General features: G+C 34.5%; 17 protein-coding genes, 13 tRNA genes and 2 rRNA genes. 1 reads left to right on the top strand and 31 read right to left on the bottom strand.

All coding sequences use genetic code 11. The annotated features are described in order from the left end of the window. Nucleotides 1-110: 110 nt before the first annotated feature. The 15 genes from ftsH to ACZ446_RS02030 form a co-directional block, all read right to left on the bottom strand. Nucleotides 111-2,021, bottom strand: a complete 1,911-nt coding sequence (ftsH, locus tag ACZ446_RS02100; protein ID WP_464393510.1) for an ATP-dependent zinc metalloprotease FtsH — start codon at nt 2,019-2,021, stop codon at nt 111-113. A 215-nt stretch (nt 2,022-2,236) separates the two neighbouring features. After that, nucleotides 2,237-2,797 (bottom strand): hypoxanthine phosphoribosyltransferase, encoded by a 561-nt coding sequence (gene hpt / locus ACZ446_RS02095; protein ID WP_464393509.1) that lies wholly within the window; start codon nt 2,795-2,797, stop codon nt 2,237-2,239. 10 nt (nt 2,798-2,807) lie between these two features. Further along, nucleotides 2,808-4,208: a tRNA lysidine(34) synthetase TilS gene (gene tilS, locus ACZ446_RS02090; protein ID WP_464393508.1), complete on the bottom strand. Its 1,401-nt coding sequence runs from the start codon at nt 4,206-4,208 to the stop codon at nt 2,808-2,810. A gap of 54 nt (nt 4,209-4,262) precedes the next feature. Continuing rightward, nucleotides 4,263-5,168 carry a Ppx/GppA phosphatase family protein gene (locus ACZ446_RS02085; protein WP_464393507.1) on the bottom strand — a complete coding sequence of 302 codons (906 nt, stop codon included), beginning with the start codon at nt 5,166-5,168 and terminating at the stop codon, nt 4,263-4,265. Beyond that, nucleotides 5,149-5,694 (bottom strand): DUF501 domain-containing protein, encoded by a 546-nt coding sequence (locus ACZ446_RS02080; RefSeq protein WP_464393506.1) that lies wholly within the window; start codon nt 5,692-5,694, stop codon nt 5,149-5,151. The genes ACZ446_RS02085 and ACZ446_RS02080 overlap by 20 nt, the downstream gene beginning before the upstream one ends. Before the next feature lie 106 nt (nt 5,695-5,800). Then, nucleotides 5,801-6,166 carry a S1 RNA-binding domain-containing protein gene (locus ACZ446_RS02075; RefSeq protein WP_073160526.1) on the bottom strand — a complete coding sequence of 122 codons (366 nt, stop codon included), beginning with the start codon at nt 6,164-6,166 and terminating at the stop codon, nt 5,801-5,803. Between the two features lie 87 nt (nt 6,167-6,253). Then, on the bottom strand, nt 6,254-8,425 hold the full coding sequence (locus ACZ446_RS02070) for a Tex family protein (RefSeq protein WP_464393505.1): 2,172 nt from the start codon (nt 8,423-8,425) through the stop codon (nt 6,254-6,256). Nucleotides 8,426-8,448: 23 nt separating this feature from the next. Beyond that, the gene (locus ACZ446_RS02065) at nt 8,449-8,793 is read right to left on the bottom strand and encodes an FtsB family cell division protein (RefSeq protein ID WP_464393504.1); all 345 of its coding nucleotides are present in this window, start codon (nt 8,791-8,793) and stop codon (nt 8,449-8,451) included. 144 nt (nt 8,794-8,937) lie between these two features. Then, nucleotides 8,938-10,047 (bottom strand): ABC transporter ATP-binding protein, encoded by a 1,110-nt coding sequence (locus ACZ446_RS02060; RefSeq protein ID WP_464393503.1) that lies wholly within the window; start codon nt 10,045-10,047, stop codon nt 8,938-8,940. 21 nt (nt 10,048-10,068) lie between these two features. Then, a complete protein-coding gene (locus ACZ446_RS02055) occupies nt 10,069-11,079 on the bottom strand; it encodes a LacI family DNA-binding transcriptional regulator (protein WP_464393502.1) in 1,011 nt (336 codons plus the stop codon). A 139-nt stretch (nt 11,080-11,218) separates the two neighbouring features. Continuing rightward, a complete protein-coding gene (pgmB, locus tag ACZ446_RS02050; protein ID WP_464393501.1) occupies nt 11,219-11,869 on the bottom strand; it encodes a beta-phosphoglucomutase in 651 nt (216 codons plus the stop codon). Between the two features lie 52 nt (nt 11,870-11,921). Further along, on the bottom strand, nt 11,922-12,497 hold the full coding sequence (locus tag ACZ446_RS02045; RefSeq protein WP_464393500.1) for a 2'-5' RNA ligase: 576 nt from the start codon (nt 12,495-12,497) through the stop codon (nt 11,922-11,924). Between the two features lie 2 nt (nt 12,498-12,499). Further along, nucleotides 12,500-13,777, bottom strand: coding sequence for an ABC transporter ATP-binding protein (locus ACZ446_RS02040; RefSeq protein ID WP_464393499.1), 1,278 nt, complete (start codon nt 13,775-13,777; stop codon nt 12,500-12,502). Between the two features lie 5 nt (nt 13,778-13,782). Beyond that, nucleotides 13,783-14,796 (bottom strand): FecCD family ABC transporter permease, encoded by a 1,014-nt coding sequence (locus ACZ446_RS02035; RefSeq protein ID WP_464393498.1) that lies wholly within the window; start codon nt 14,794-14,796, stop codon nt 13,783-13,785. Between the two features lie 55 nt (nt 14,797-14,851). After that, nucleotides 14,852-16,135 carry a DUF1015 domain-containing protein gene (locus tag ACZ446_RS02030; protein WP_464393497.1) on the bottom strand — a complete coding sequence of 428 codons (1,284 nt, stop codon included), beginning with the start codon at nt 16,133-16,135 and terminating at the stop codon, nt 14,852-14,854. A gap of 197 nt (nt 16,136-16,332) precedes the next feature. Here ACZ446_RS02030 and serA point away from each other — a divergent pair, with 197 nt between their 5' ends. After that, a complete protein-coding gene (serA, locus tag ACZ446_RS02025; RefSeq protein ID WP_464393496.1) occupies nt 16,333-17,937 on the top strand; it encodes a phosphoglycerate dehydrogenase in 1,605 nt (534 codons plus the stop codon). 82 nt (nt 17,938-18,019) lie between these two features. On the opposite strand, the gene ACZ446_RS02020 is transcribed toward serA, so the two are convergent. The 16 genes from ACZ446_RS02020 to ACZ446_RS01945 form a co-directional block, all read right to left on the bottom strand. Next, entirely contained in the window at nt 18,020-19,090 is a 1,071-nt protein-coding gene (locus ACZ446_RS02020) for a pyridoxal-phosphate-dependent aminotransferase family protein (RefSeq protein WP_464393495.1), read from the bottom strand. Between the two features lie 184 nt (nt 19,091-19,274). Beyond that, a tRNA-Gly gene (locus ACZ446_RS02015) sits at nt 19,275-19,349 on the bottom strand. Between the two features lie 8 nt (nt 19,350-19,357). Further along, nucleotides 19,358-19,442: transfer RNA gene (locus ACZ446_RS02010), tRNA-Tyr, on the bottom strand. Nucleotides 19,443-19,539: 97 nt separating this feature from the next. After that, nucleotides 19,540-19,615: transfer RNA gene (locus tag ACZ446_RS02005), tRNA-Ala, on the bottom strand. A 16-nt stretch (nt 19,616-19,631) separates the two neighbouring features. After that, nucleotides 19,632-19,708: transfer RNA gene (locus ACZ446_RS02000), tRNA-Thr, on the bottom strand. A gap of 7 nt (nt 19,709-19,715) precedes the next feature. Further along, nucleotides 19,716-19,792: transfer RNA gene (locus ACZ446_RS01995), tRNA-Asp, on the bottom strand. A 73-nt stretch (nt 19,793-19,865) separates the two neighbouring features. Continuing rightward, nucleotides 19,866-19,941 (bottom strand) — tRNA-Val (locus tag ACZ446_RS01990). Between the two features lie 6 nt (nt 19,942-19,947). Next, a tRNA-Glu gene (locus ACZ446_RS01985) sits at nt 19,948-20,023 on the bottom strand. A gap of 10 nt (nt 20,024-20,033) precedes the next feature. After that, nucleotides 20,034-20,126: transfer RNA gene (locus ACZ446_RS01980), tRNA-Ser, on the bottom strand. Between the two features lie 13 nt (nt 20,127-20,139). Continuing rightward, a tRNA-Met gene (locus tag ACZ446_RS01975) sits at nt 20,140-20,216 on the bottom strand. Nucleotides 20,217-20,224: 8 nt separating this feature from the next. Continuing rightward, a tRNA-Gly gene (locus tag ACZ446_RS01970) sits at nt 20,225-20,301 on the bottom strand. A 59-nt stretch (nt 20,302-20,360) separates the two neighbouring features. Further along, a tRNA-Met gene (locus ACZ446_RS01965) sits at nt 20,361-20,437 on the bottom strand. Between the two features lie 7 nt (nt 20,438-20,444). Next, nucleotides 20,445-20,520, bottom strand: a tRNA-Lys gene (locus ACZ446_RS01960). A 28-nt stretch (nt 20,521-20,548) separates the two neighbouring features. Next, a tRNA-Gln gene (locus tag ACZ446_RS01955) sits at nt 20,549-20,623 on the bottom strand. 33 nt (nt 20,624-20,656) lie between these two features. After that, nucleotides 20,657-20,773, bottom strand: a 5S ribosomal RNA gene (rrf, locus tag ACZ446_RS01950). 252 nt (nt 20,774-21,025) lie between these two features. Further along, nucleotides 21,026-24,005: ribosomal RNA gene (locus ACZ446_RS01945) — 23S ribosomal RNA — on the bottom strand. Nucleotides 24,006-24,031: the final 26 nt, after the last annotated feature.

Here is a 24,031-nt window from a genome sequence, read left to right as displayed (position 1 = left end):
TATTATTATAGGTTTTCGATAACAATAAATAAAGTAATTAAACTACATTTTATTATTTTTTTATAAAAAAAAGACCAGCCGCTAAGCTGGTCTTTTAAGTTGAATCTATTTTATGCATTCTGTGGTTCGGGTTTGAAAGTTTTTATTATACCTTCATCCTCTTTTTGATCACCATCAGAATCATCTGTTTCTTCTATTCTATCTTTATTTGGATCTCCAGTTATTTCTTCACCTCTCATCAGACGTTTAATCTGATCAGCGTTTAATGTTTCATGCTCTTTTAAAGCAGTTACAATTCTTTCTACTGTATCAGAATTTTCTCTGAGCAGTCTCTCAGCTTTACTGTAACATTCTTCAACCATCTTACTAATTTCTTTATCTATCCGAGCAGCAACTTCTTCACTGTAGTTTCTCTGACGTGAAATATCCCTACCAAGGAATACCTGCTGATCATGCTTTTGGCCTAGGGTTAATGGGCCTAAATTTTCACTCATTCCATATTCAGTTACCATTGCTCTAATAATCTGAGTTGCTCTTTCTATATCATTTTGAGCTCCAGTACTAATATCATCAAGGAAAATCGCTTCTGCAGCTCGTCCCCCCATTAAACTGGTAACCTTATCAAGCAGCTGTCCTTTAGTCATAAAGTTTTGATCATCTGAAGGTAGCGGAACTGTAAATCCACCAGCTCTACCCCGAGGTATAATTGTAACTTTATGAGTTCGATCAGCATGCTCCAGCAGTTCACCAAGTAGAGCATGGCCAGTTTCATGATAGGAAACAAGCTTTTTCTCCTCTTCCGAAACAACCTTACTCTTTCTAGCAGGTCCAGCAATAACTCGGTCAATAGCATCGTCAAATTCTTTCATTGCAATTATATTTTTTGACCTTCTAGCGGCTAAAATAGCAGCTTCATTTGCTAGATTTTCCATATCTGCACCGGTAAATCCTGGAGTTCTTTTTGCAAGAACTTCTAAATCGATATCATCATCTAAAGGTTTATTTTTCACATGAATTTCAAGTATTTTTTGTCTTCCTAGTCTATCTGGCTTATCTACCATTACCTGACGATCAAAACGTCCCGGTCTTAATAAAGCCGGGTCTAAAACATCCGGTCTATTTGTTGCAGCCATTAGAATAATGCCTTCATTGGGTTCAAAACCATCCATTTCAACCAATAGCTGATTTAATGTCTGCTCTCGCTCATCATGACCACCGCCAAGACCAGCTCCACGCTGACGCCCAACAGCATCAAGCTCATCAATAAAGATAATACATGGTGAATTCTTTTTACCTTTTTCGAATAAATCTCTTACTCGTGAAGCACCTACACCAACAAACATCTCAACAAAATCAGAACCACTGATAAAGAAGAAAGGAACTCCTGCTTCTCCAGCAACTGCTTTTGCCATCAATGTTTTACCGGTTCCTGGAGGCCCTACCATCAAGACTCCTTTTGGTACTTCGGCACCTAATTCAGTAAACTTGTCCGGCTTTTTCAAAAATTGAATTACTTCCTGCAGTTCTTCCTTTACCTCATCATAATTAGCAACATTATCAAATGTTACTTTGACATCACTTTCGTTTAATTTTGCTTTGCTTTTTCCAAAAGACATCATTTTACTGCCGCCACCCTGCATCTTCTGCATAATAAAAATCCAGGCGACAATTAAAATTACAACAGGTAAAATATAACTTAAGATATTAATCCACCAGGGTGTTGTTGGCTGCGGCTCAGTTTTTATGTTAACATCACCAGCTCGTAACTCCTGCATTAAAGATGGAATAGCCTCCGGTGGAACTGGAACTTTAAAATCTCTATTATTAATAGTACCTGTCACTTCCTGATTACCAATAATAGTTACCTCATTTATATTATCAGCTTCAACCTCCTGCAGTAGATTTGTGTATGTGAAATCCTCTACAGTAGTTGGTCCCTGCTGCATAAAAAATTGAGCAACTAAAATAGATATTGCAATCAGAATTAAATAAAATCCTATATTTTTAACAAACTTATTCAAATTTCTTTACCTCCCCTACGGCTTAAATCATATACAGTAAAATATTATAACATAATATTTATATTTTGTAAATAATCTATTATTCTCAGCCACAATCATCCGATTTAGTTTTAAAAAAATAAAATGTTCAGCTAAAATACATTATAAACTATAAATATTAAATTTCAATTAGAAAATTCAAAAATATAAATATCAGTATTTAAGCCGGTGAGTATTTAAATATATAATTTTTCTTTTAGAACTCCAATAAATGATAGATTTCGATATTTTTCAGCAAAGTCAAGCCCATATCCAACAACAAATTTATCTGGTATTTCAAAGCCATTGAAATCAGCATCAATTTCTTTTTTTACTCTTCTATCCGGTTTATCTAATAAAGTAACAACCTTAATGCTTTTAGGATCTCTTGTTTGAAGCATATCAATAACATGTTTTAAAGTTCTCCCAGTATCAATAATATCCTCAACAATTAATAGGTGTCTTCCTTCGATATTTTCTTCCATATCTTTAATGATTCTAACTACACCAGATGATTCAGTAGAAGCACCATAGCTGGAAACGTCCATAAAGTCAAAAACTACTGGTAGATCAATCTCTCTTGCCAAATCAGCCATAAATAAAATTGCTCCCCTTAAAATACAAAGCATTACAATATCATCATCGTCATTATAAGTATCTGTAATCTCTTTCCCCAACTCTTGGATCCGCTGTTTTATCTCTTCCTCATTAATTATAACCTCTTTAATATCATCTGCAAAAATATTATTTTCTCCCATTGTGATCCTCCTAATTATATTTTAATTTTAAAATTAAAATCTTATTTGTTTTTTTAGTAATTTTATAGTCATTAGAAATTCTATATGGAGCCAACCATATAATATTACCATCTGCATCAGTAATCACAGGAACTTTTTCTCTTAAATTCTTAGGTGTTTTGGTATCAATTAAAATATCTTTCACTTTTTTATGTCCACTCATTCCCAGCGGTATAAACTTATCTCCAGGATTTCTGCTTCTTATTTTTAAAGGTAAACTTAATTTATCAAAATCAAAAACTGCCTGATGAGGATTTTCATCAAAAGAAACTTCTTTTTTATTTAAAATAGTAGAACTTATACTGTAATTTTCATTAATTTTAGTAGTTCCTTCTATTTCAATTTCTTTAGCTTGAAAAAATTTATTATTTTTTTTTATTTTTTCTTTTTTATAAAATATTAAATTAGAATAACTAATTTCTACCCTGATTTCAGAAGCTATATCTACACCTCTTCCAGTCTGGCAATCAGAAATTAGTTTTTCTATCTCCAAAATATGATCAAAATATAAGTCATCAAGATTGTTATTAAGTTTATTATAAATCAATCTATAGATTCTGCGCTGTAAAACCTGATCAATACTTTTAAATTTATCAAAATCTATTGTAACCTTACTTTGATTCTTTTCTTTAATAATTTCTTGATATTTATGGACCGCCATTTTTTCTAAGAAATCACTTTCAGCAGCAATAATTTTACTGTTACGAGAAATAACTTCACGTGCTTTATGATTGATTTTATTCTCTACAATCGGAAAAATTTCATTCCTTATTATATTCCGACTATAAATGCTTTGCTCATTACTGCTGTCAAAACAGGGCTCCAATTTGTTTTTTTGACAATAATTTAAAATTTCTTTTTTACTAAAATTTAACATAGGATGGATTACAGTTAATTTTTTAATTTGTACTTTAGCTTTAATACCGCTTAATCCTTTTAGGCCTGTGCCTCTAAATAAGTTTAATAAAATTGTTTCTGCTTGATCATCTCTATGATGAGCAAGAGCTAATGCATCATAATTATATTTCCCGATAATATTTCTAAAAAAATCAAATCTAGCTTTTCTAGCAGCAGCCTCTACAGAAATATTTTTTTCTTTTATAATCATGGGCAGATTTTTGCTTTTCCTAAAAAATTTAAGCCCCTTTTCTTTAACAATTTTTTCAACAAAATCAGCTTCAGCAGCAGATTCTTTTCTAAACTTATGATCTAAATGCGCTACCGCAATATCTAGCTTCAATTCCTTACTAAGATCATAAAAAAGGTTTAGCATTGCTAAAGAATCTGGGCCACCTGAAACAGCAAGCAGTATGCTTTTACAATTATCAAGTAAGTTATTTTTTCTAATAAAGTTTTGAAATCTGCTTTCCATCATAATAGTCTCCCTTTTTAAACATCTTTTAAGCACCTACTTAAGGAGCTAGATTTATCTAAGCAGAAGCTCTTCTTTTAATAAACCATAAAGTAAATCATGGTCACTTACATACAGTTCCTTACTATTTATGTAATCCAGTATAGTTTTTAAAATTACAAGACCAGCAACAATAATGTCAGCTCTTTTAGGCTGCAGCCCTTTAATTTTTTCTCTTGCTTGTAATTCTAGATCAGCTAATTTAGTTATAATATTTTCAAGTTCAGAATATCTAAGTTTTAAGTTTTCTATCTTATTGCTGTCATATTTTTCTAAAGCAAGTTTAACTGCAGCTGCAGTTGTTATTGTGCCTCCAACACCCTTAACTTTAAATTTTTTGTTTAAAATCAATTCTTTTTTTAAAAGATCCTCTACATAATTTTGGATGTTTTTAAGGGTGAGCAAACTAATTTTGTCTTTTGGATTAGAAATAAATTTTTCAGTCATGCGTACACATCCAATATCTAAACTTTTAAAATTTATATCAGAAGTAGTTGGCCAAATAAATTCTGTACTGCCACCACCAATATCAATTAACAAAAAGTTTTCATCTAAATTAGATGCTGCTCCTAAATAATTTAATTCTGCTTCTTTTTCACCACTAATTATTTCTAGTTCTAAATCTAATTTGCTTATTTTATCAGTTAATAAATAAGAATTTTTAACGTCTCTTAAAGCGCTAGTCCCAATAACCCTAACTTTATCTACTTTTAGTTTATCAATTATTTTTCTGTATTTTTTTAAAGTTTTAAAAACCCGACTAACAGCTTTTTCTTTTAAAAGTCTATTTTGATCTACACCCTCGCCGAGCCTAGTTATCTCGAGTTTTCTATTTAAAATATCAAAAGATTTATTTGACTTATTCTCAGCTATTAGCAGACGACAGGAATTTGTTCCAATATCAATTGCTGCTGCTCTCAAATTGATCAACCCTCTCTTTACATATCTGACAGTTATTAGGCCAATTAACTTTGCTAAATACAACTTCACCAACTGGATTAATTTTATCAGCTAAAAAATCAGCTAAATGAGTGTGCAGACATTTTATTCCTTCTTTTTCTTTAATTCCACCAACACCAGAGTCAATGAGTGTCCTATATAAATCTTCAGAAATATCCCTGGCTTTATTTAATTGTTCAGCAGATAATAGCTTTTTTCTTTTGTCAGCATATTCTTGATGGGCCTCAGTCATTTTATTTTTAAACTTCTTTTCAGACTGCAATTTATTTTTGAGTTCAGAAATCAAATCACTTTCAGCTTCCAAACGATCAACTTCATAATTTAAATAAGGGCAGCTCAACCAATAGATTGTTGGTGCCGGAACATTATTAGCAAATGGGTTAACAACAATTACCGCTGGATAACCAAAAGGGCAATATTTTGCTGTTTTTAAAAAGTTATTAATTTTTCTATCTAGCTGCAGCTCTATAATTTTATGCTCATTCATTATTATTTCTCCTATATTTTTTATTATTTGCTTTCTATAAAAAGAGAAAACACCCCTTAAACGAATTAAAGGATGTTTAAAAAGTTAATAAAATAATGGCAAATATTTATTTAGAACTACCGCCGTTTTTTGCCTCTCTACTTTTTAGATCTTGCTGACGTTCACTGCTCTGTTTTAAGAAACGATCCATCTTTTCTTCAAAAGACATTTCTGGAGCGTGATCAATTCTGTCACCTGGATCCTCTAATTGCTTGATGGAAAGGCCAATTTTCCCGTCATCATCTACATTAATGACTTTAACCTTAACTTCATCACCTTCTTTAAGAAAATTACTAATATCTTTTACATAAGTGTTAGCAACTTCAGAAATATGAACGAGGCCAGTGTCTCCGGTTTCCAATTCAACAAAAGCACCAAAATTTGTTATCCCTGTAACTTCTCCTACAACTATAGTTCCAACTTCAATGGACATGCTTAAAAAATTCCTCCCTAGATATTAATATTGTACTCATTATAACTTAATTACGACAGAACTGTCAAATTTATCGGCTAAAATTTTCTAAAATTTTAAAGTTAAAGAAATTCTACCCCGTTTTTGATCAACATCTAGGACCTTAACCTCTATATTTTGACCTATTTCAACAATTTCAAAAGGATCATTAACATACATCTGACTCATTTCCGAAATATGTAATAATCCATCCTGCTTTAAACCAATATCTACAAATGCTCCAAAATCCACCACATTTCTAACTTTTCCTTTAAAAATCATACCTGATTCAATATCTTCGATTTTTAGAATATCTTTACGAAAGATAGGAGCAGGCATTGAATCTCGGGGATCGCGGCCTGGTTGTTTTAAAGCTGCAGCAATATCTTTAGCTGTAGGTAAACCAATATCTAACTGATTCGCTATTTCTATTAAGTCAATTTGTTCTAATTTCCCTCTAATAATTTCAACTGTATCTTTATCTCGAATTGCCTCAGCTTTATAATCTATTTTATTTAATATTTTTTCTGCTGACTCATAAGATTCTGGATGAATAGGAGTAACTGCAAACGGGTCTTCTGCTGAATCCAAACGAATAAATCCAGCTGCCTGCTCAAACGTTTTGGGGCCAAATCCATAAACATCTAGTAACTCTTTTCGCTTTTTAAAGGCTCCATTTTGACTGCGGTGCTCGATAATTTTCTCAGCATTGTTAGCGCTTATTCCTGCAACATAAGTTAAAAGAGCGGCAGAAGCAGTATTTATCTCAACTCCAACATGATTAACTGCATCAACAACTACCTCATTTAAAGCTTTTTCCAATTTTTTTTGTGAAATATCGTGCTGATACATTCCTACCCCAAGTGATTTGGGATCAATTTTAACCAATTCAGCAAGTGGATCCTGGATTCTTCTGCCAATTGAAATAGCGCCCCTGATTGAAACATCTAAATCAGGAAACTCTTTCCGGGCCAATTTAGAAGCAGAATAAACCGAGGCACCAGCTTCACTAACAATCGTATATTCTACATCCATTCCTCCTTTAATTAGTTCAGCAATAAATGTCTCAGTTTCTCTACTTGCAGTTCCATTACCAATTACTATTAAATCAACATTATATTTCTTCACTAAATTAGCTATTTTTTCAGCAGCTGTTTCGATTTGATTAACAGGAGGATGGGGATAAATAGCCCCTGTTTCTAATAAACCTCCATCTTCAGCTAAAACTGCTAATTTACAGCCAGTTCTAAAAGCTGGATCAACTGCAAGAACTCTTTTGCCTTCTAAAGGTGGCTGCATTAATAAAGAGTGAAGATTTGTTGAAAAATTACTGACTGCTTTTTCTTCTGCTTTTTCAGTTAAGTGATTTCTAACTTCTCTTTCTAGAGATGGAAAGATCAGCCTTTTATATGCATAATCTACAGAATTTATTAGATATTTAAAGCTGCCATTTTTTCTGTTATCAAATTTATAGATGTTATAAATCATTTCAATAGCACGTTCATCATCAACTTCAGCTTTAACCCGCAAAACATCTTCATTTTCACCTCTGTTTAAAGCTAAAACACGGTGAGGCGGAATTTTATTAATTGATTCTTTAAACTCATAATAATCTTGATATTTTCCTTCTTCATCTTCATTTTTTTGTTCGGAGGATATTTTAGCAGTTTTAAAGACAAAATTTCTCAACTGCTTTCTTAAATCAGCATCATCTGATATTTCTCCAGCAATTATATCCTCTGCTCCGCTTAAAACATCTGTCACAGAGTTCAGTTCTTTTTCTGAATCCAGATATTTTTCAGCATTTTTTTTGATTTCAGCTTCATTTATCTCCTGTGAAAATATTAATTCTGCCAGGGGCTGTAAGCCTTTTTCAATTGCTTTAGCAGCCTTTGTCTGCTTTTTAACTTTATAAGGACGATATAAATCTTCAACCTCTTGTAAAGTATCAGCCTTTTTCAATTTAATTAATAATTTATCATTTAATTTATCTTGCTTTTCTGCTGCCTCAGCAACTTCATTCTTTCTTTCATTTAATCTGCGCAAATAATCTATTTTTTCTTCTATATTTCTTATTTCTTCTTCATCAAGACTGCCGGTCATTTCTTTTCGATAACGTGCAATAAAAGGAACAGTATTTCCTTCATCTAAAAGAACAACTGTTGTTTTAACGTTTTCTTTTTTTAATTTTAATTCTGAAGCTGCAAGTTCATATAAATCTGTTTTTATGTATTTTGACATTTAAAATCTCCTTTATTGAAATATTATTTTTTATTATCCTCACTTTTTTTACCCTGCTTATCGTTTTCTGCTTCATCTTCCGATTCAACGGGTATCAATAATTTTTCTCCCGGTTTTACCAAACCCAATTTTTCTCGAGCAACTTCTTCTATATACTCTTTATTATCGCTATTTTGAATTTGTTTTTGCAGTTGTTCATTTTCAGCTGCTGTTTTAGCAATTTCAGCTTCTATTTTTTCTATTTTATTTTCAATTTGAGTTATTCTAGTCATATTTTGATAAAAATTAAACGCAGCAATTAAAGCTATGATGGCTATTATGGCTAAAAGAAATGGATTCAACAAAAAATCTTTTTTTTGACGAGGCATTTATATTCCTCCTAAACAAACTATTATCGCATTTAAACTTTATATTAATAATTATACTTGAATTTTTAAAATTAATCAAAAAAGCAGCTGGATTTTGAAATCCAGCTGCTGCAATATCTATAATCTTAATTTGATTTTCTAGTTTTAAAATACACATTCTTCTGTTTCAGCATCAAAAATATGAATTTTTCTTAGGTCAATACCAAGGGAGATAGTATCTCCAACTTCAGCCTTGCTTTCAGCCTCTACTCTCGCAATTAATGAATGTCCTTCTTCAGCTAAATAGAGATAAATTTCTGATCCCATTGGTTCAACAACTTCTACATCTGCTTTAAAGGAGTTATCATCTTTAACTTCAAAGTCATGTGTTATATCAGTATCAACTATATCTTCCGGTCTAACCCCAAAAACTACATCCTTACCTATATAATCTTTAATTAACTTTTCCTTATCTTCAGGTACCCTAATCTTAAAAGCACCATCTCCTTCAATGAAGTAGGTATCTCCATCTTTTTCAATTTTAGCATCCATAAAGTTCATAGCTGGTGAACCAATAAAACCAGCAACAAACATATTATTAGGTTTATTATATAACGATAATGGATCATCAACCTGCTGAACTACACCATCTTTAAGTACGACAATTCTATCTCCCATTGTCATAGCTTCTGTTTGATCATGAGTTACATAAATCATTGTTGTCTGAAGTTCATCATGTAATTTTGATAATTCTGTTCTCATCTGAACTCTCAATTTAGCATCAAGGTTAGATAGTGGCTCATCCATTAAGAATACTTTAGGTTCACGTACAATTGCACGTCCTAAAGCAACACGCTGTCTCTGACCACCAGATAGCTGCTTAGGTTTGCGATCTAACAATTGTTCAATACTTAAAATTTCAGCAGCATTTTGAACTCTTCTTTCAATTTCATCTTTTGGAAATTTACGTAATTTAAGCCCAAACGCCATATTATCATAAACATTCATATGTGGATAAAGTGCATAATTCTGGAAAACCATTGCAATGTCTCTATCTTTAGGTGCTACATCATTAACCACCTGATCTCCAATTTTTAAAGTCCCCTCAGTAATTTCTTCCAGACCAGCAATCATTCTTAAAGTTGTTGACTTACCACAACCAGAAGGTCCTACTAAAACAACAAATTCCTTATCCTTAATTTCCAAACTCTGATCCTTAACAGCTGTAAAATCACCAAACCGCTTATAAATATGTTCTAAAGTCACACTTGCCATTAGAAAATCCTCCTCATAATTTTAATTATATTTTGATATTGATGACTCCCTGATAACTAATTCGGGAGTTAGAACCTTAATTTGTTGATCTTTCATTTCTTCATTAATAAGTTTTAATAAAAAATCAAAAGAATAATTAGCTAAAGCATCAACCGGCTCACTTAATACAGTCAGCGGTGGATCAATAACTGATGTCAAAATGTTATCCCCATAACCAACTACTGCAAAATCATCCGGAATAAAATATCCCCCTAGTTTAATTGCTTCTACCAGACCAATAGTCGTTAACTCACGTGTTGAAATAAATGCATCTGGAATAATATCTCCTTCAATTATTTCTAAAAAGACATTATAACCTGATTTTCTATCAGCTTTAGTTGAAAAAATTAGATCTTCATTAATTTGATAGTTATGATCAGTTAAAGCTAATTTGTAGCCAGACATTTTTTCTTCTTCAATTAGATTATCATCTTCTCCACAAATAAGAGCTATATTTTCAAAACCCTGCTCAAGAAGATGATCTACAGCTTTATAAATCCCCTGACTATAATCAGTTAAAACAGAAGTAAAAAAATTTTCCTCTGCCAGACGGTTAACTAATACTATATTATTATCTGGACTAAAACTAGCTCGTAAAAGATGACCTCCTACAAGTTTCCCCCCAATAAAAATAGCTCCATCAACTTGATTTGATTCTAAGAGTGTTAAATAAGATTTTTCTTTTTCTGGCTTATTATTTGTATTACAAAGTATTATTTGATAACTATCTTTTTCTGCAGCTTTTTCCAAACTCTTGACTATCTCAATATTTCCAGGGCTGTCCATCTCTGAAAGAATTACAGCTATCATATTTGTTTTATTTGCTGCTAAACCTCTTGCTAGTTGATTTGGACGATAATTGTGCTCTTTGGCAATTTTCAAAATCTTTAATTTAGTATCCTCACCAACTCCAGGCTTGTTATTTAGAGCTCTAGAAACTGTTGATTCAGCAACATCAGCCATTCTAGCAATATCTTTGAGGGTGATCTGCATCTTTTTACCTCCAATTTAAACACTTACTATAATTTACGCAAGCGCTTGCGAAACTTATAAAGAAAAAAGAGTCTGTAAAATAACTCTTAATTCTATATTCTTCACAGACTCTAAAATTCCTTCTTTTTTTTGAAGTTTTTTATAATTTTTTTAAAATTTCATCAAAATCGATTGATCCAACATTCCCATAAACTAAATGAGCTTTACCAACTCTTGACTCAGGTCCAACTCCTACTGCCTTCATATTTGCAGCTAAGGCTGCTTCTACACCAGATTCTGCATCTTCTAAAACAACACATTCCTCCGGCTTAAGGCCAAGGTTTTTTGCTGTGTGCAAAAAAAGATCTGGTGCTGGCTTAGCATTCTCAACACTATTACCATCTGAAATTGCATCAAACATATCATAAATCTGCAGCTGCTTTAAAACCTTCCGTGCGTTCCTGCTCGATGAGCCGACTGCAATCTTAAAACCATCATTTTTTAGTCTATTTAATTTAGCTTCCATATCATCAAGAATATTCTCTTTCGTAATTTCTTCTAGATACTTTTGATAATAAGCATTTTTTCTATCTGTCCACTCTTTTTTAATATCTTCTGGCAGTTTTTTGCCGTCTAAAATTATATCAAGTGAATCCATTCTAGAAACTCCACGCAATTTTTCATTTATCTCACGATTAAAAACTAAATTTTCTTCATCAGCCAGCTTCTGCCAGCTTTTATAATGATATTCTGCTGTATCTGTTATTACTCCATCAAGATCAAAGATAAAAGCTTTAATTTCATTTGCCATAATCATCACTCCTATTATTATATTATAAATTCATATAAAATATTAAAGTTTTTTAATTTATATCAAAACTTGCAATTACTTTCTCTACTGGATCCAAGGTAGGTCGCCAAATTTCTAACTTTTCAGCTGCTGCTGATAGTGGTCTGGACATTCCTTCCATAAACAAACAAATTTCTGTTAACTCATCCATTGGAATTGGGTTTTCAGCAAAGATATTACTAATAATTGTAATATGAAACATCCACTCTTCATAATTTTCAATAGTTGAAATCCCCTCAGCAATTAAACTTTGATGAATAGCTTCAGAAAATTTCTTTAATGATTCTGTCTCATTAACTTCTAAGACCAGCTGATGTTGATCAGAAAATTTAATACAACTAAATCTGTCTACTTCAATTTCGATTTTACCAAAATCATTAATTTTTTTAATTAGAATTTCTTCAGCTTTTTTAGCCTTTATTTTATCTATTCTGTCAATTGTAATATGCAGCTGCGGATATATTTGATCTGGATAAAGATTATAGTGTTCAGAAACAATTTTTTGGACTTGTGAAGCAGTTTCAACAAGCTCTTTTCCAGGAATTAATACTAAAAAATATTCGTTTTCTAGGTCTGCAGCCTTTATCATAATTACCTCTCCATCTCCATGTTTTCCAACCCATTAATTTTTTTTATTAAATCGTCTTTTTCTTTTAGCAAAATAACATTTTCATCTTCTATTATTATTTTATTCCAGATTGCTTCCGCTTCTCCTTTAATATAATCCCTTTTTTTTATATTCAGATTAGAAAAAAGAATTTTTTTCTTTTCGGGAAATTCAAGCAGAATTTCTAAATTTGGTAAGTTACCATGTCCAAAAGGTAAATCACTCAAAATAACCAGGTTTGCTTTTTTGATTAACTCCCTATTTTTATTAATCTCCTTTTCAGTCACATCAATAAATGGAGGTGCTTCAACTATTTCAATACCAAGCTCTTTTGCTGCCTGCCAGTCAGCATCTCCGATATTTAAAACTCCTGTACTTAATGGATACCCTGCATTATCAAGTTTATACAAAAAGTTTTGAGCAGTTCCCCCACCTGCAATTACATGAATTTTGAAATCCTTATTTTTTTCATTTTCGTATTTATCTTTTTTTTCAGGTATTAAAGTCACAAATGGTTTGCCAGAGATAGGATTTATTTTAATTAATACTTCTGTATTGTATACCTGTTTGATGTTTTTTTCAGTCAAAACGTTTTCTGCAGTTCCAGCTGCAAATATTTTGCCATTTTTCAGAAGCAGTAATTCTTCACAATACTGAGCAGTAAGATTTAAGTCATGTGAAACTGTGATAATAGTTAAATTGAATTTCTGGTTTAAATGTTTCAATAAATCGTAAATTTCCCCTTGATAATTTATATCTAAGTTAGATGTTGGTTCATCTAATAATAACACATCAGGGTCCTGAGCTAAAGCTCTAGCAATTATGACCCTCTGCCTCTCTCCTCCAGATAATTCATTGATCAATTTATTTTTCAATTTAGAAGTATCAGTAAGTTTCATTATTCTTCTTACCATTTCTTTATCTTTTTGCTTCAAAGATGACCATCTGCTTTGGTAAGGATGCCTACCCATCATTATAATATCATATACATTAAAATTAAAATTAACTTCTGTATTTTGAGGAACAACAGCCATCTTTTTAGCTAATTCTATAGGCTTATAGTCATTCAAAACCTTTTTATCCAGATAAACCTTGCCTCGATCCGCAGTTAAAGTTTTACTAATATTCTTTAATAGGGTAGATTTACCGGAAGCATTTGGACCAATAATCCCAACAAAAGATCCCTTTGGGATGTTTAAATCAATGCCTTTTAGAATATTTATTTTATTATAGCTGAATTTAATCTTATCTGTTTTTAACATAATTTTCACCAAATATTTTTAGATTTATTGCGTAATAGATAAATAAAGTAAGGGCCACCAGCTAAAGCAGTTATTATTCCTACTGGTAATTCCATAGGAGCCATTACAGTTCTAGCAGCTGTATCAGCAATCAATAAAAAACCACCCCCAAATAAAGCTGTTAAAGGTATCAACTTTCTGTGGTCTGGCCCAATAATCAATCTTGTAATATGGGGGACAACTAAACCAATAAACCCAATACTTCCGCTAACCGAAACAACAGATGCTGTAATTAAAGAAGCAGATCCCAATAAAATAATTTTTGTTCTTTCTACATTTAGACCGAGATGGGCTGCACTTTCTTCCCCCAACAGTAAAATGTTTAAATCTTTTAAATAAAAAATTATAAAAGCCAAAGCAGTTAAAAAATATGGCAAGATCATTTGTATATCTGACCAGGAAGAACCGGCTAAACTTCCCATTAACCAGTAAACTAATTGCTGTAAATTTTCAGTTCTCAGAACCATTAAAAAGGACATAAGCGAATTCAAAATAAAACTCATAGCAACACCTGCTAAAAGAAAAGTTAAAACCGGAAGTTTTTTCCCAACTTTAGCTAATTGATAAACAATAAAAACTGTTAAAACAGCTCCGACAAAAGCAAAAGCAGGAATTGAATTAAGGTTTAAAATAGAAATCTCAATCCCTAAAAAAAGAGCCAGCATAACTCCAGTACCTGCTCCTGCAGATATACCAATAATGTAAGGATCTACCATTGGATTTCTGATGATTGCTTGAAATACAGCCCCCGCTACAGCTAACCCAGATCCCACAATGAAAGCTAAAATTATTCTTGGAAGTCTAATTTCAGAAATAATAATTGCTGTCGAAGCAGACACTTGATTATTATTAAAAATATATGATATTACATCTACTGGATTTATATAGCTTGACCCTATAAAAAGGGCAGTTAAACCAAGTAAAATTAATACAATAACTGCAGCCAGATATACTAATATATTTTTTGTGTACTCAGTCATAAACCCCATCCTCAAAACTTACTAAATTAATTTTAGATAAATTTAATTCAAAAATTTATTTTTTTATTAAAAGCTTATTAATTACTAAACCAGTTAATAGTTTCGGATAAAAATCTGTTGATTTTTGCGGCATTTTTTCACCTTGATCAGCTATTTTTTTAACTTCATCAACTGATGTCGGATTTAAAATAAATGCTGCCTGATAGTTATCTTCACCTAGTTTAGCAAGAGCCTTATCTCGATATCTAATATAATCAAGGTTAGACTTAGCAGCTAATGCTTTTTTATCAATCCCAAGATATTTATCTAATAAAATATTGTGCAAAATACTAACATCTAATTTCTTATATATTTCAGAATATTCCCCTTCAATTTCTGTTAAGGCTTCTTCATTTTCAAATTTAAAAGCATAATAGTTTTTATCCATTTTTGCTTTAAAACCAAAGACTTTATTATCTTTATTTTTATCTAAATAATTATACATTTCTTCTTTTGACTTAAATTCATTGATCTCAAAATCTTCAGCTGCTTTTTCCAAAAATAAATCTATTTTAAAATCTTTTATTCCATATACCAATCTATGAGTTGGCAATACTCTTAGACCAGGATCGTCCATATTAATAAAAGTCATTAAACGATGATTAAAACTCTCAACTCCATCAGCTTTCCAACCTTTTTCCAGGCATTCTTTCTGGTAATTTAAAGCTGTCTGATAACGATGATGTCCATCAGCAATATATAAATTTTTGCTAATCATTTTTTCTTTTATTTCATTAATTAACCCAGAATTTATTAATTTCCAAATTTTATGTATGTTTTGATCTTCATCTTTTACAGTAATTAATGGTTCTGACTTCATATTTTCGCTTAATAAATTATTGATATCATTTTTTGGATCTGAATAAAGCATAAAAATGTGACCAAAATTGGCTTCCGTTGCTCTAATTAAGTTTAAACGATCAGCTTTTGGACCTTCCATAGTCGTTTCATGTTCCTTAACACCTTCCCCAGCATCTAATTCGCCTAGAGCAACAAATCCTTTACGAATAATTTTTTCTCCATCAACTTCATATTCCTGATTATAAATATAAATCCCTGGCTCTTGATCACGAATTAGTATTTCATCTTTTATCCACTCTTCAAGGTTTTTAGCTGCTGTTTGATAACGATTATTTTCCTTAGCTAAAATTAAGCGAACAATGTTGTAAAGACTCCGATTATAATAATTATCCTGCTGTTTACTATCAATTTTGTCATAGGGTTGTGTTACTACCTGCTCTAATTCTTTTATTTTTTCTTGATTGTACCTATAGGCTCTAAATGGAAATACCTTCGCCATACTTATCACTCCTCATTATCCATTATATATTTTAATTAGCTCTACGGCAAGTCTGAAATTTTTTGACACCTTTTAAGTAAATTTTAGGATATTTCAAATATTTTATCACTTTAAAGAATTAAATCCTTGCTTTATCAAGTTCTTTTAGATATAATTAATAAAAATTAGTAGCAAGAAGAGCGAAGGAGTGGTAATAAGTGTACAAAGTACTAGTTAGTGACAATATTGCTCAAAAGGGTATTGATGTTTTAGAAAATGCAGGCATGAAAGTTGATTTTAATCCAGATTTAAGTCGGGAAGAATTTTTAGAAATAATTGCTGATTATGATGGAATAATAGTTCGAAGTATGACAATATTAGATAAAGAAGCCTTAAACAAAGCTAAAAATCTTAAAGTTATAGGTAGAGCAGGAACTGGATATGATAATATTGATCTAGATGAGGCAACTAAAAATGGTGTATTTGTTTTTAACACTCCAACAGGTAACACAATCTCTGCTGTTGAGCATACACTTGGAATGATGCTTTCTCTTTCTCGTAATATCTCTCAAGCAAACCAGGCCTTACACAATGATATCTGGGATAGAAAAAAATATATGGGAGTTGAAATAAAAGGAAAAACATTGGGTATAATTGGTCTTGGTAGAATAGGAAGTCGAGTTGCCAAACGAGCTCAAAGTTTTGGCATGAAAGTAATTGCTAATGATCCATACCTATCACCACAAAAAGCAGAAAAAATCAATGTACCTCTGCTTCCTTTTAAAGAAGTATTAGAAAAATCAGATTACGTTACATTACATACTCCTTTGACTGATGAAACATATCATATTTTAAGTCATAAAGAATTTGCAATTATGAAACCGGGAGCTCGTGTAATTAACTGTGCTAGAGGCCAAAACGTAGATACTAAAGCTCTAGCAGAAGCTTTAGAAAAAAATAAAATAGCTGGAGCTGCAATTGATGTTCATGAAGAAGAACCAGTAAAAGCAAGTAATAACCCTCTGCTTAAGTTTGAGGATAATGTTATTATGACATGCCATTTAGGTGGAACTACAACAGAAGCCATGGATAATGTTTCAATTACTGCAGCAGAAGAAGTTGTTTCCGTTTTAAAAAATAATTTACCAGAATCACCTTTAAATATTCCCGCAATGGATCCGCAAGATTTTAATCAGGCTAAACCATATATTAATTTAATAACAAAATTAGGCAATTTTGTGGCTAAATGGAAGGGTCATGAGAGAATTGAAGCTGTCGAGGTAGAATATGGTGGAGAAGTTACTCAATATAATCAAAAACCCATGACTTTAAGTTTGGTAAAATCAATTTTAGAGCCAAATTTGGATAATAGAATAAATCTTGTTAATGCTATGCATGTTGCAAAAGAAAGAGGAATTTCAATTAAAGAAAGTCAAATTCAAAATGAAGGTGAATTGAAAAATATAATCAAAATAAACCTAAAAACTGAATTTAATGAGTACAGTCTTGCCGGTACTTATTTACCTATCGGATTTAGATTAATTGAAATCAATGGTTTAAGAATCGACCTTGATCTTTCAGGTGAGTTTATTATTGTAAGTTACCAAGATAAACCAGGAGTAATCGGTAAAATTGGTTCCACTCTTGGAGAAGCAGATATTAATATTGCAAATATGCAGGTTGGACGCAAAGAAATTGGTGGAAATGCAATTATGATGATGCAGATTGATTCTAAGCCATCTAAGGAAATTATGAGGAAGATAAAAAATCATCTAGATGAATTAGATACAAAAGTTAAAGATTTAAGTTATTTAGAAATTTAAAAAACAGAAATAGCAGCCATTTTAAAATGGCTGCTATTTCTATAATAATATAAACTAGCTTAAAAATATATTTAATTAAAATTTATAAAGATAAAATATCTTCTATCAAAGACAACAATCCCCTAATATCAACCATCGTTAAATCTCCCATATGACCAATTCTAAAAGCTTTATTTTTTAAGTCTCCATAACCATTCGCGATTCTAATATTATATTTTTTTGCCAAGTCATCAATCAGCTTATTAACATCAATTCCCCTATTATTCTCAATACAGGTAACAGTATTCGACCAATAACCTTCTTCTGGATAAATATCAAAATACTCTAAAGCCCAATTTTGAACATATTCAGCCATCTTTTGATGTCTAGCAAATCTATTTTCAATACCCTCATTGTTAACAATATCATCCAACTGCTTTTGTAAAGCAAAAATTTGTGGAATTGCAGGAGTAGTTCTTGTCTGAGAACGTTGATGATATTTGTATAAAAGAGGTAAATTAAAATAATAGCTGCAGCTTTCAACTTCCTCAGCCCTTTTTAATAACGGTTCACTTACTGAAGCAACAGTTAAACCTGCAGGCAATCCAAATGCTTTTTGTACACCTGCTAAACACATATCTATGCCCCAGTCATCTACTCTAATTTCTGTTCCAGCCATTCCAGAAACTGCATCAACTAAAAATAAAACATCATCAAACTCTTTTACAACTGCTCCTATTTCTTTAATAGGATTCATCAAACCTGTAGAAGTTTCATTTAAAACGACTGTTATTGCATCATAATCACCATTTTTTAATTTTTCTCTAACCAAATCTGGCTTAACAGGTTGATCCCAGGCTAAATTAACCTTATCACAAGGAATCCCATTCTTTTTTGTTATCTGATGCCAGCGATCTGAAAATGCTCCATTAACAAAATTTAAACACCTTTTTTTTACACCATTTGCTACCGCAGCTTCCATCGCCCCTGTTGATGAAGAAGAGAATAATAAAACTGGATTATCAGTATAAAGAAGCTTTCGTAAATTTCTTTGAATATCATCATAAATAATAGAAAAATCTTCAGTTCTATGATGAATTTGAGCGGTTGATAACTGCTGTAACAATTCTGTTCTTACCTCCGTTGGACCTGGAGTAAATAATTTTTCATGCATATTTAACACCTCTTAATTATATTTTCAGATTTAACTGAATTGCTCAATTCTCGGTACTATATATAATTACTATTATTATAGCAGTAAAAAAGAATTTATTAAAGTTAAAAATATTTGTCAGAAAATTGAAACATATATTAAAATAAAAAAAGCACCGACAGGTGCATAATCTAATATTAATAAATGGAGCGGGAAACGAGATTTGAACTCGCGACCCTCACGTTGGCAACGTGATGCTCTACCACTGAGCTATTCCCGCATATTAAATGGTGGAGGGGAAAGGATTTGAACCTTTGTAGGCATCGCCGGCAGATTTACAGTCTGCTCCCTTTAACCACTCGGGCACCCCTCCAGATAAATGTAGGAATTAAGAAATAGGAACTAGAATCATTTAAAATATCCAATTCTATAACTTAAAATATTTTATTTTTCTCCAACAAAATAAATTTTGGTGGAGATAAGGGGATTCGAACCCCTGGCCTCTACACTGCCAGTGTAGCGCTCTCCCAGCTGAGCTATATCCCCATGGCTGGATAAGTAATGGAGCCGATGACCGGAGTTGAACCGGTGACCTCTTCCTTACCATGGAAGCGCTGCTACCAACTGAGCTACATCGGCAAAAAAATGGCGGAGGAGACGGGATTTGAACCCGCGATCTCCGGCTTGACAGGCCGGCGCGTTAAACCGCTACGCTACACCTCCGTATTTGGATGTAGGAAGTAAGATGTCGAGAAAGGAATCTCTTCCAGTCTAACAATATACTTCATTTTTTAAATGGTGGGCGAAACAGGGCTCGAACCTGTGACCCCCTGCTTGTAAGGCAGGTGCTCTCCCAACTGAGCTATTCGCCCGCAAAATGGTACCCTCAAGGGGATTCGAACCCCTGCCGCCAGGATGAAAACCTGGTGTCCTAGACCCCTAGACGATGAGGGCATAAATTAAATGGCGGAGAGAGAGGGATTCGAACCCTCGCCAGGGTAAATACCCTGCTACAGGTTTAGCAAACCCGCCCCTTCAGCCACTTGGGTACCTCTCCATGAATATACAAATGGTGGGTCTAAGAGGACTTGAACCTCTGACACTGTGGGTATGAACCACATGCTCTAGCCAACTGAGCTATAGACCCATGTTATATGGAGCGGGAAACGAGACTCGAACTCGCGACCCTCAGCTTGGAAGGCTGATGCTCTAGCCAACTGAGCTACTCCCGCATCATCACCATGTAATTTTGCCTGATGTAAAATCTATTATTAAAGTTTTATATTTAAAATGGTTGCGGGGACCGGATTCGAACCGATGACCTCCAGGTTATGAGCCTGACGAGCTACCAGACTGCTCTACCCCGCGCTATAAATGGTGAGCCATGGAGGATTCGAACCTCCGACAACCTGATTAAAAGTCAGGTGCTCTGCCAACTGAGCTAATGGCCCAAAATAATGATGATAATTTATAATTAAATGGCTGGGGCGGTAGGATTCGAACCTACGCGTCCTGAGACCAAAACCCAGTGCCTTACCGCTTGGCTACACCCCAGTATTATAAAAATCATCAAAGCTTGGAAAAAAGGACCGGCAGCGACCTACTCTCCCACATCGTTACCAATGCAGTACCATAGGCGCTGGAGGACTTAACTTTTGTGTTCGAGATGGGAACAAGTGTTGCCCCTCCGCTATTACCACCGGAAATCTATAAAATTTTCATTTAATCTGCTCTATTCATTTGATCTTTAAGAAAACAGTTCACAGATTTATGTTGTCTAAATTTCAGAACCTTGATTAATTTAGCTTTTCATTGCTTTTTTGAAGGTTTAAAAAGAAAGCTGTTTGAGCACAGCGAGTTCTTTCTTTTACTGAAAAAAAGTAATTAAAAGCGTTAATAATTAATCGGTGATTAAAATTTAGATAACTATACAATCAAAGATACATATAGGAAATAATGATTAAGCCCTCGATCTATTAGTACCAGTTAGCTTAATGTATTACTACACTTACACCTCTGGCCTATCTACCTTATCATCTTTAAGGGATCTTACCTTCTTAACAAAGTGAGATACCTAATCTTGAAGTCTGTTTCACGCTTAGATGCTTTCAGCGCTTATCTTTTCCACACTTAGCTACTCAGCTATGCTCCTGGTGGAACAACTGATTCACCATCGGTGTGTCCATCCCGGTCCTCTCGTACTGGGGACAGCTCTTCTCAAGTATCTTTCGCCTGCGACGGATAGGGACCGAACTGTCTCACGACGTTCTGAACCCAGCTCGCGTACCGCTTTAATTGGCGAACAGCCAAACCCTTGGAACCTGCTTCAGCTCCAGGATGCGATGAGCCGACATCGAGGTGCCAAACCTCCCCGTCGATGTGAACTCTTGGGGGAGATAAGCCTGTTATCCCCGGGGTAACTTTTATCCGTTGAGCGACGGCAATTCCACACTATACCGCCGGATCACTAAGTCCTACTTTCGTACCTGCTCGACTTGTCTGTCTTGCAGTTAAGCTCCCTTCTGCCTTTACACTCTTCGTGCGATTTCCATCCGCACTGAGGGAACCTTTGAGCGCCTCCGTTACTGTTTGGGAGGCGACCGCCCCAGTCAAACTGCCCGCCTGACAATGTCCTGTGACCAGTTTATGGCCTCCAGTTAGAATTCCGCTGTAGAAAGGGTGGTATCCCACCAGCGACTCCACTGACATTGGCATGCCAGTTTCAAAGTCTCCCACCTATCCTGTACATTCTACATCAAAACCCAATATCAGGCTGCAGTAAAGCTCCACGGGGTCTTTCCGTCCTGTCGCAGGTAGCCTGCATCTTCACAGGCAATTTAATTTCACCGAGTCCCTTGTTGAGACAGCATCCAAGTCGTTACGCCATTCGTGCAGGTCGGAACTTACCCGACAAGGAATTTCGCTACCTTAGGACCGTTATAGTTACGGCCGCCGTTTACTGGGGCTTAGGTTCAGACCTTCGTGCTAATGCACTAAGCCTTCTCCTTGACCTTCCAGCACCGGGCAGGCGTCAGCCCCTATACTTCGTCTTACGACTTAGCAGAGACCTGTGTTTTTGATAAACAGTCGCTTGGATCTTTTCACTGCGACCCACTAGCTAACACTAATGGGTACCCCTTCTCCCGAAGTTACGGGGTCATTTTGCCGAGTTCCTTAACAAGGGTTCTCTCGCGCGCCTTAGAATTCTCTTCCCGTCTACCTGTGTCGGTTTGCGGTACGGGCACTATAAATCTCGTTAGTGGTTTTTCTTGGCGACTCATTAAGTGGCTTCACCTCTTTTGGCTCCACATCACTAAAAGTTATTAGCGGGTAAAGGGATTTGCCTCCTTACCCTAACTCCTTAGCTTATACGTGCTCTTCCAGTCACACGCTCCACTCTCTTTGCCGCGTCCCCACTTCACTCAATCAATTTACAGTGGTATCTGAATCTTTACAGATTTTCCATCACCTACGCCTTTCGGCCTCAGCTTAGGTCCCGACTAACCCTGAGAGGACGAGCCTTCCTCAGGAATCCTTAGACTTTCGGCGAAGGAGATTCTCACTCCTTTTTTCGTTACTCATACCGGCATTCTCTCTTCTGTACAGTCCACTGCTCCTTACGGTACAGCTTCTCTCCGTACACAATGCTCCTCTACCACTTACAATCATATAAATATAACCATAAATCCACAGCTTCGGTGATATGCTTTAGCCCCGTTACATTTTCGGCGCAAAACCGCTTAACCAGTGAGCTATTACGCACTCTTTAAATGAGTGGCTGCTTCTAAGCCAACATCCTGGTTGTCTGTGCGATCTCACTTCCTTTTCCACTTAGCATATACTTTGGGACCTTATCTGGTGGTCTGGGCTCTTTCCCTTTCGACTATGAAGCTTATCCCACATAGTCTGACTCCCGATGAACACTAAACGGCATTCGGAGTTTGAATGGATTTGGTAACCTTGTTGGGCCCCTTGTCCAATCAGTGCTCTACAACCATTTAACTTTTACATCGAGGCTAGCCCTAAAGCTATTTCGAGGAGAACCAGCTATCTCCGAGTTCGATTGGCCTTTCACCCCTATCCACAACTCATCCCCTCATTTTTCAACATAAGTGGGTTCGGGCCTCCACAAGCTCTTACACTCGCTTCACCCTGGTCATGGATAGATCACTCGGTTTCGGGTCTACTAATCATAACTTCCGCCCTTATCAGACTCGCTTTCGCTCTGGCTTCATCTCTATGACTTAACCTTTCGCTACGATTAGTAACTCGCCGGTCCGTGATACAAAAAGTACGCAGTCAGGCTTTCTAATAGCCCTCCTACTTATTGTAAGCTTATGGTTTCAGTTTCTATTTCACTCCCCTCCCGGGGTTCTTTTCACCTTTCCCTCACGGTACTTGTTCACTATCGGTCATTCAGGAGTATTTAGTCTTGGAAGGTGGTCCTCCCTTATTCTCACAGGGTTTCTCGTGGCCCGTGATACTCTGGATAAATCTCTGACTTCTTCTACCTTTCGTCTACAGGACTATTACCTCCTACGGTTGAGCTTTCCAGCTCATTTGACTGGGTAAAAAATTTAAGTCAGCTAAAGGCTGTAGCCTTTAGTAAAGTCTATCCCACACCCACATTAAGCAACGTCTACAGACTTACACTTAATGTGTTTGGACTCTTCCCCTTTCGCTCGCCGCTACTAAGGGAATCTCGTTTTGATTTCTTTTCCTCAGGGTACTAAGATGTTTCAGTTCTCCTGCTTGTTCTTACATGGCTACTTCTTTCACCACATAATACCAGTGCTCCACACTGGTGGGTTGCCCCATTCGGATACCCGCGGATCTACGCTTATTTAGCAGCTCCCCACGGCTTTTCGCAGCCGGTCGCGTCCTTCTTCAACTCTGAATGCCAAGGCATCCACCATAAGCTCTTTCTAGCTTAATCAATTTATTTCCTATATGCATTTTTCA

It is taken from the genome of Halanaerobium sehlinense (assembly GCF_055379485.1).
This window is presented reverse-complemented; position numbering and strand designations above follow the sequence as displayed.

What these genes read in the sequence shown, in the direction of transcription:
- hpt (WP_464393509.1), bottom strand. Translation starts at nt 2,797, where the DNA reads ATGGGAGAAAATAATATTTTTGCAGATGATATTAAAGAGGTTATAATT.
- ACZ446_RS02080 (WP_464393506.1), bottom strand. Translation starts at nt 5,694, where the DNA reads ATGAATGAGCATAAAATTATAGAGCTGCAGCTAGATAGAAAAATTAAT.
- pgmB (WP_464393501.1), bottom strand. Translation starts at nt 11,869, where the DNA reads ATGGCAAATGAAATTAAAGCTTTTATCTTTGATCTTGATGGAGTAATA.
- ACZ446_RS02040 (WP_464393499.1), bottom strand. Translation starts at nt 13,777, where the DNA reads ATGTTAAAAACAGATAAGATTAAATTCAGCTATAATAAAATAAATATT.
- ACZ446_RS02055 (WP_464393502.1), bottom strand. Translation starts at nt 11,079, where the DNA reads ATGCAGATCACCCTCAAAGATATTGCTAGAATGGCTGATGTTGCTGAA.
- ACZ446_RS02030 (WP_464393497.1), bottom strand. Translation starts at nt 16,135, where the DNA reads ATGGCGAAGGTATTTCCATTTAGAGCCTATAGGTACAATCAAGAAAAA.
- ACZ446_RS02065 (WP_464393504.1), bottom strand. Translation starts at nt 8,793, where the DNA reads ATGCCTCGTCAAAAAAAAGATTTTTTGTTGAATCCATTTCTTTTAGCC.
- ACZ446_RS02070 (WP_464393505.1), bottom strand. Translation starts at nt 8,425, where the DNA reads ATGTCAAAATACATAAAAACAGATTTATATGAACTTGCAGCTTCAGAA.
- ACZ446_RS02035 (WP_464393498.1), bottom strand. Translation starts at nt 14,796, where the DNA reads ATGACTGAGTACACAAAAAATATATTAGTATATCTGGCTGCAGTTATT.
- ACZ446_RS02075 (WP_073160526.1), bottom strand. Translation starts at nt 6,166, where the DNA reads ATGTCCATTGAAGTTGGAACTATAGTTGTAGGAGAAGTTACAGGGATA.
- ACZ446_RS02020 (WP_464393495.1), bottom strand. Translation starts at nt 19,090, where the DNA reads ATGCATGAAAAATTATTTACTCCAGGTCCAACGGAGGTAAGAACAGAA.
- ACZ446_RS02060 (WP_464393503.1), bottom strand. Translation starts at nt 10,047, where the DNA reads ATGGCAAGTGTGACTTTAGAACATATTTATAAGCGGTTTGGTGATTTT.
- tilS (WP_464393508.1), bottom strand. Translation starts at nt 4,208, where the DNA reads ATGGAAAGCAGATTTCAAAACTTTATTAGAAAAAATAACTTACTTGAT.
- ACZ446_RS02045 (WP_464393500.1), bottom strand. Translation starts at nt 12,497, where the DNA reads ATGATAAAGGCTGCAGACCTAGAAAACGAATATTTTTTAGTATTAATT.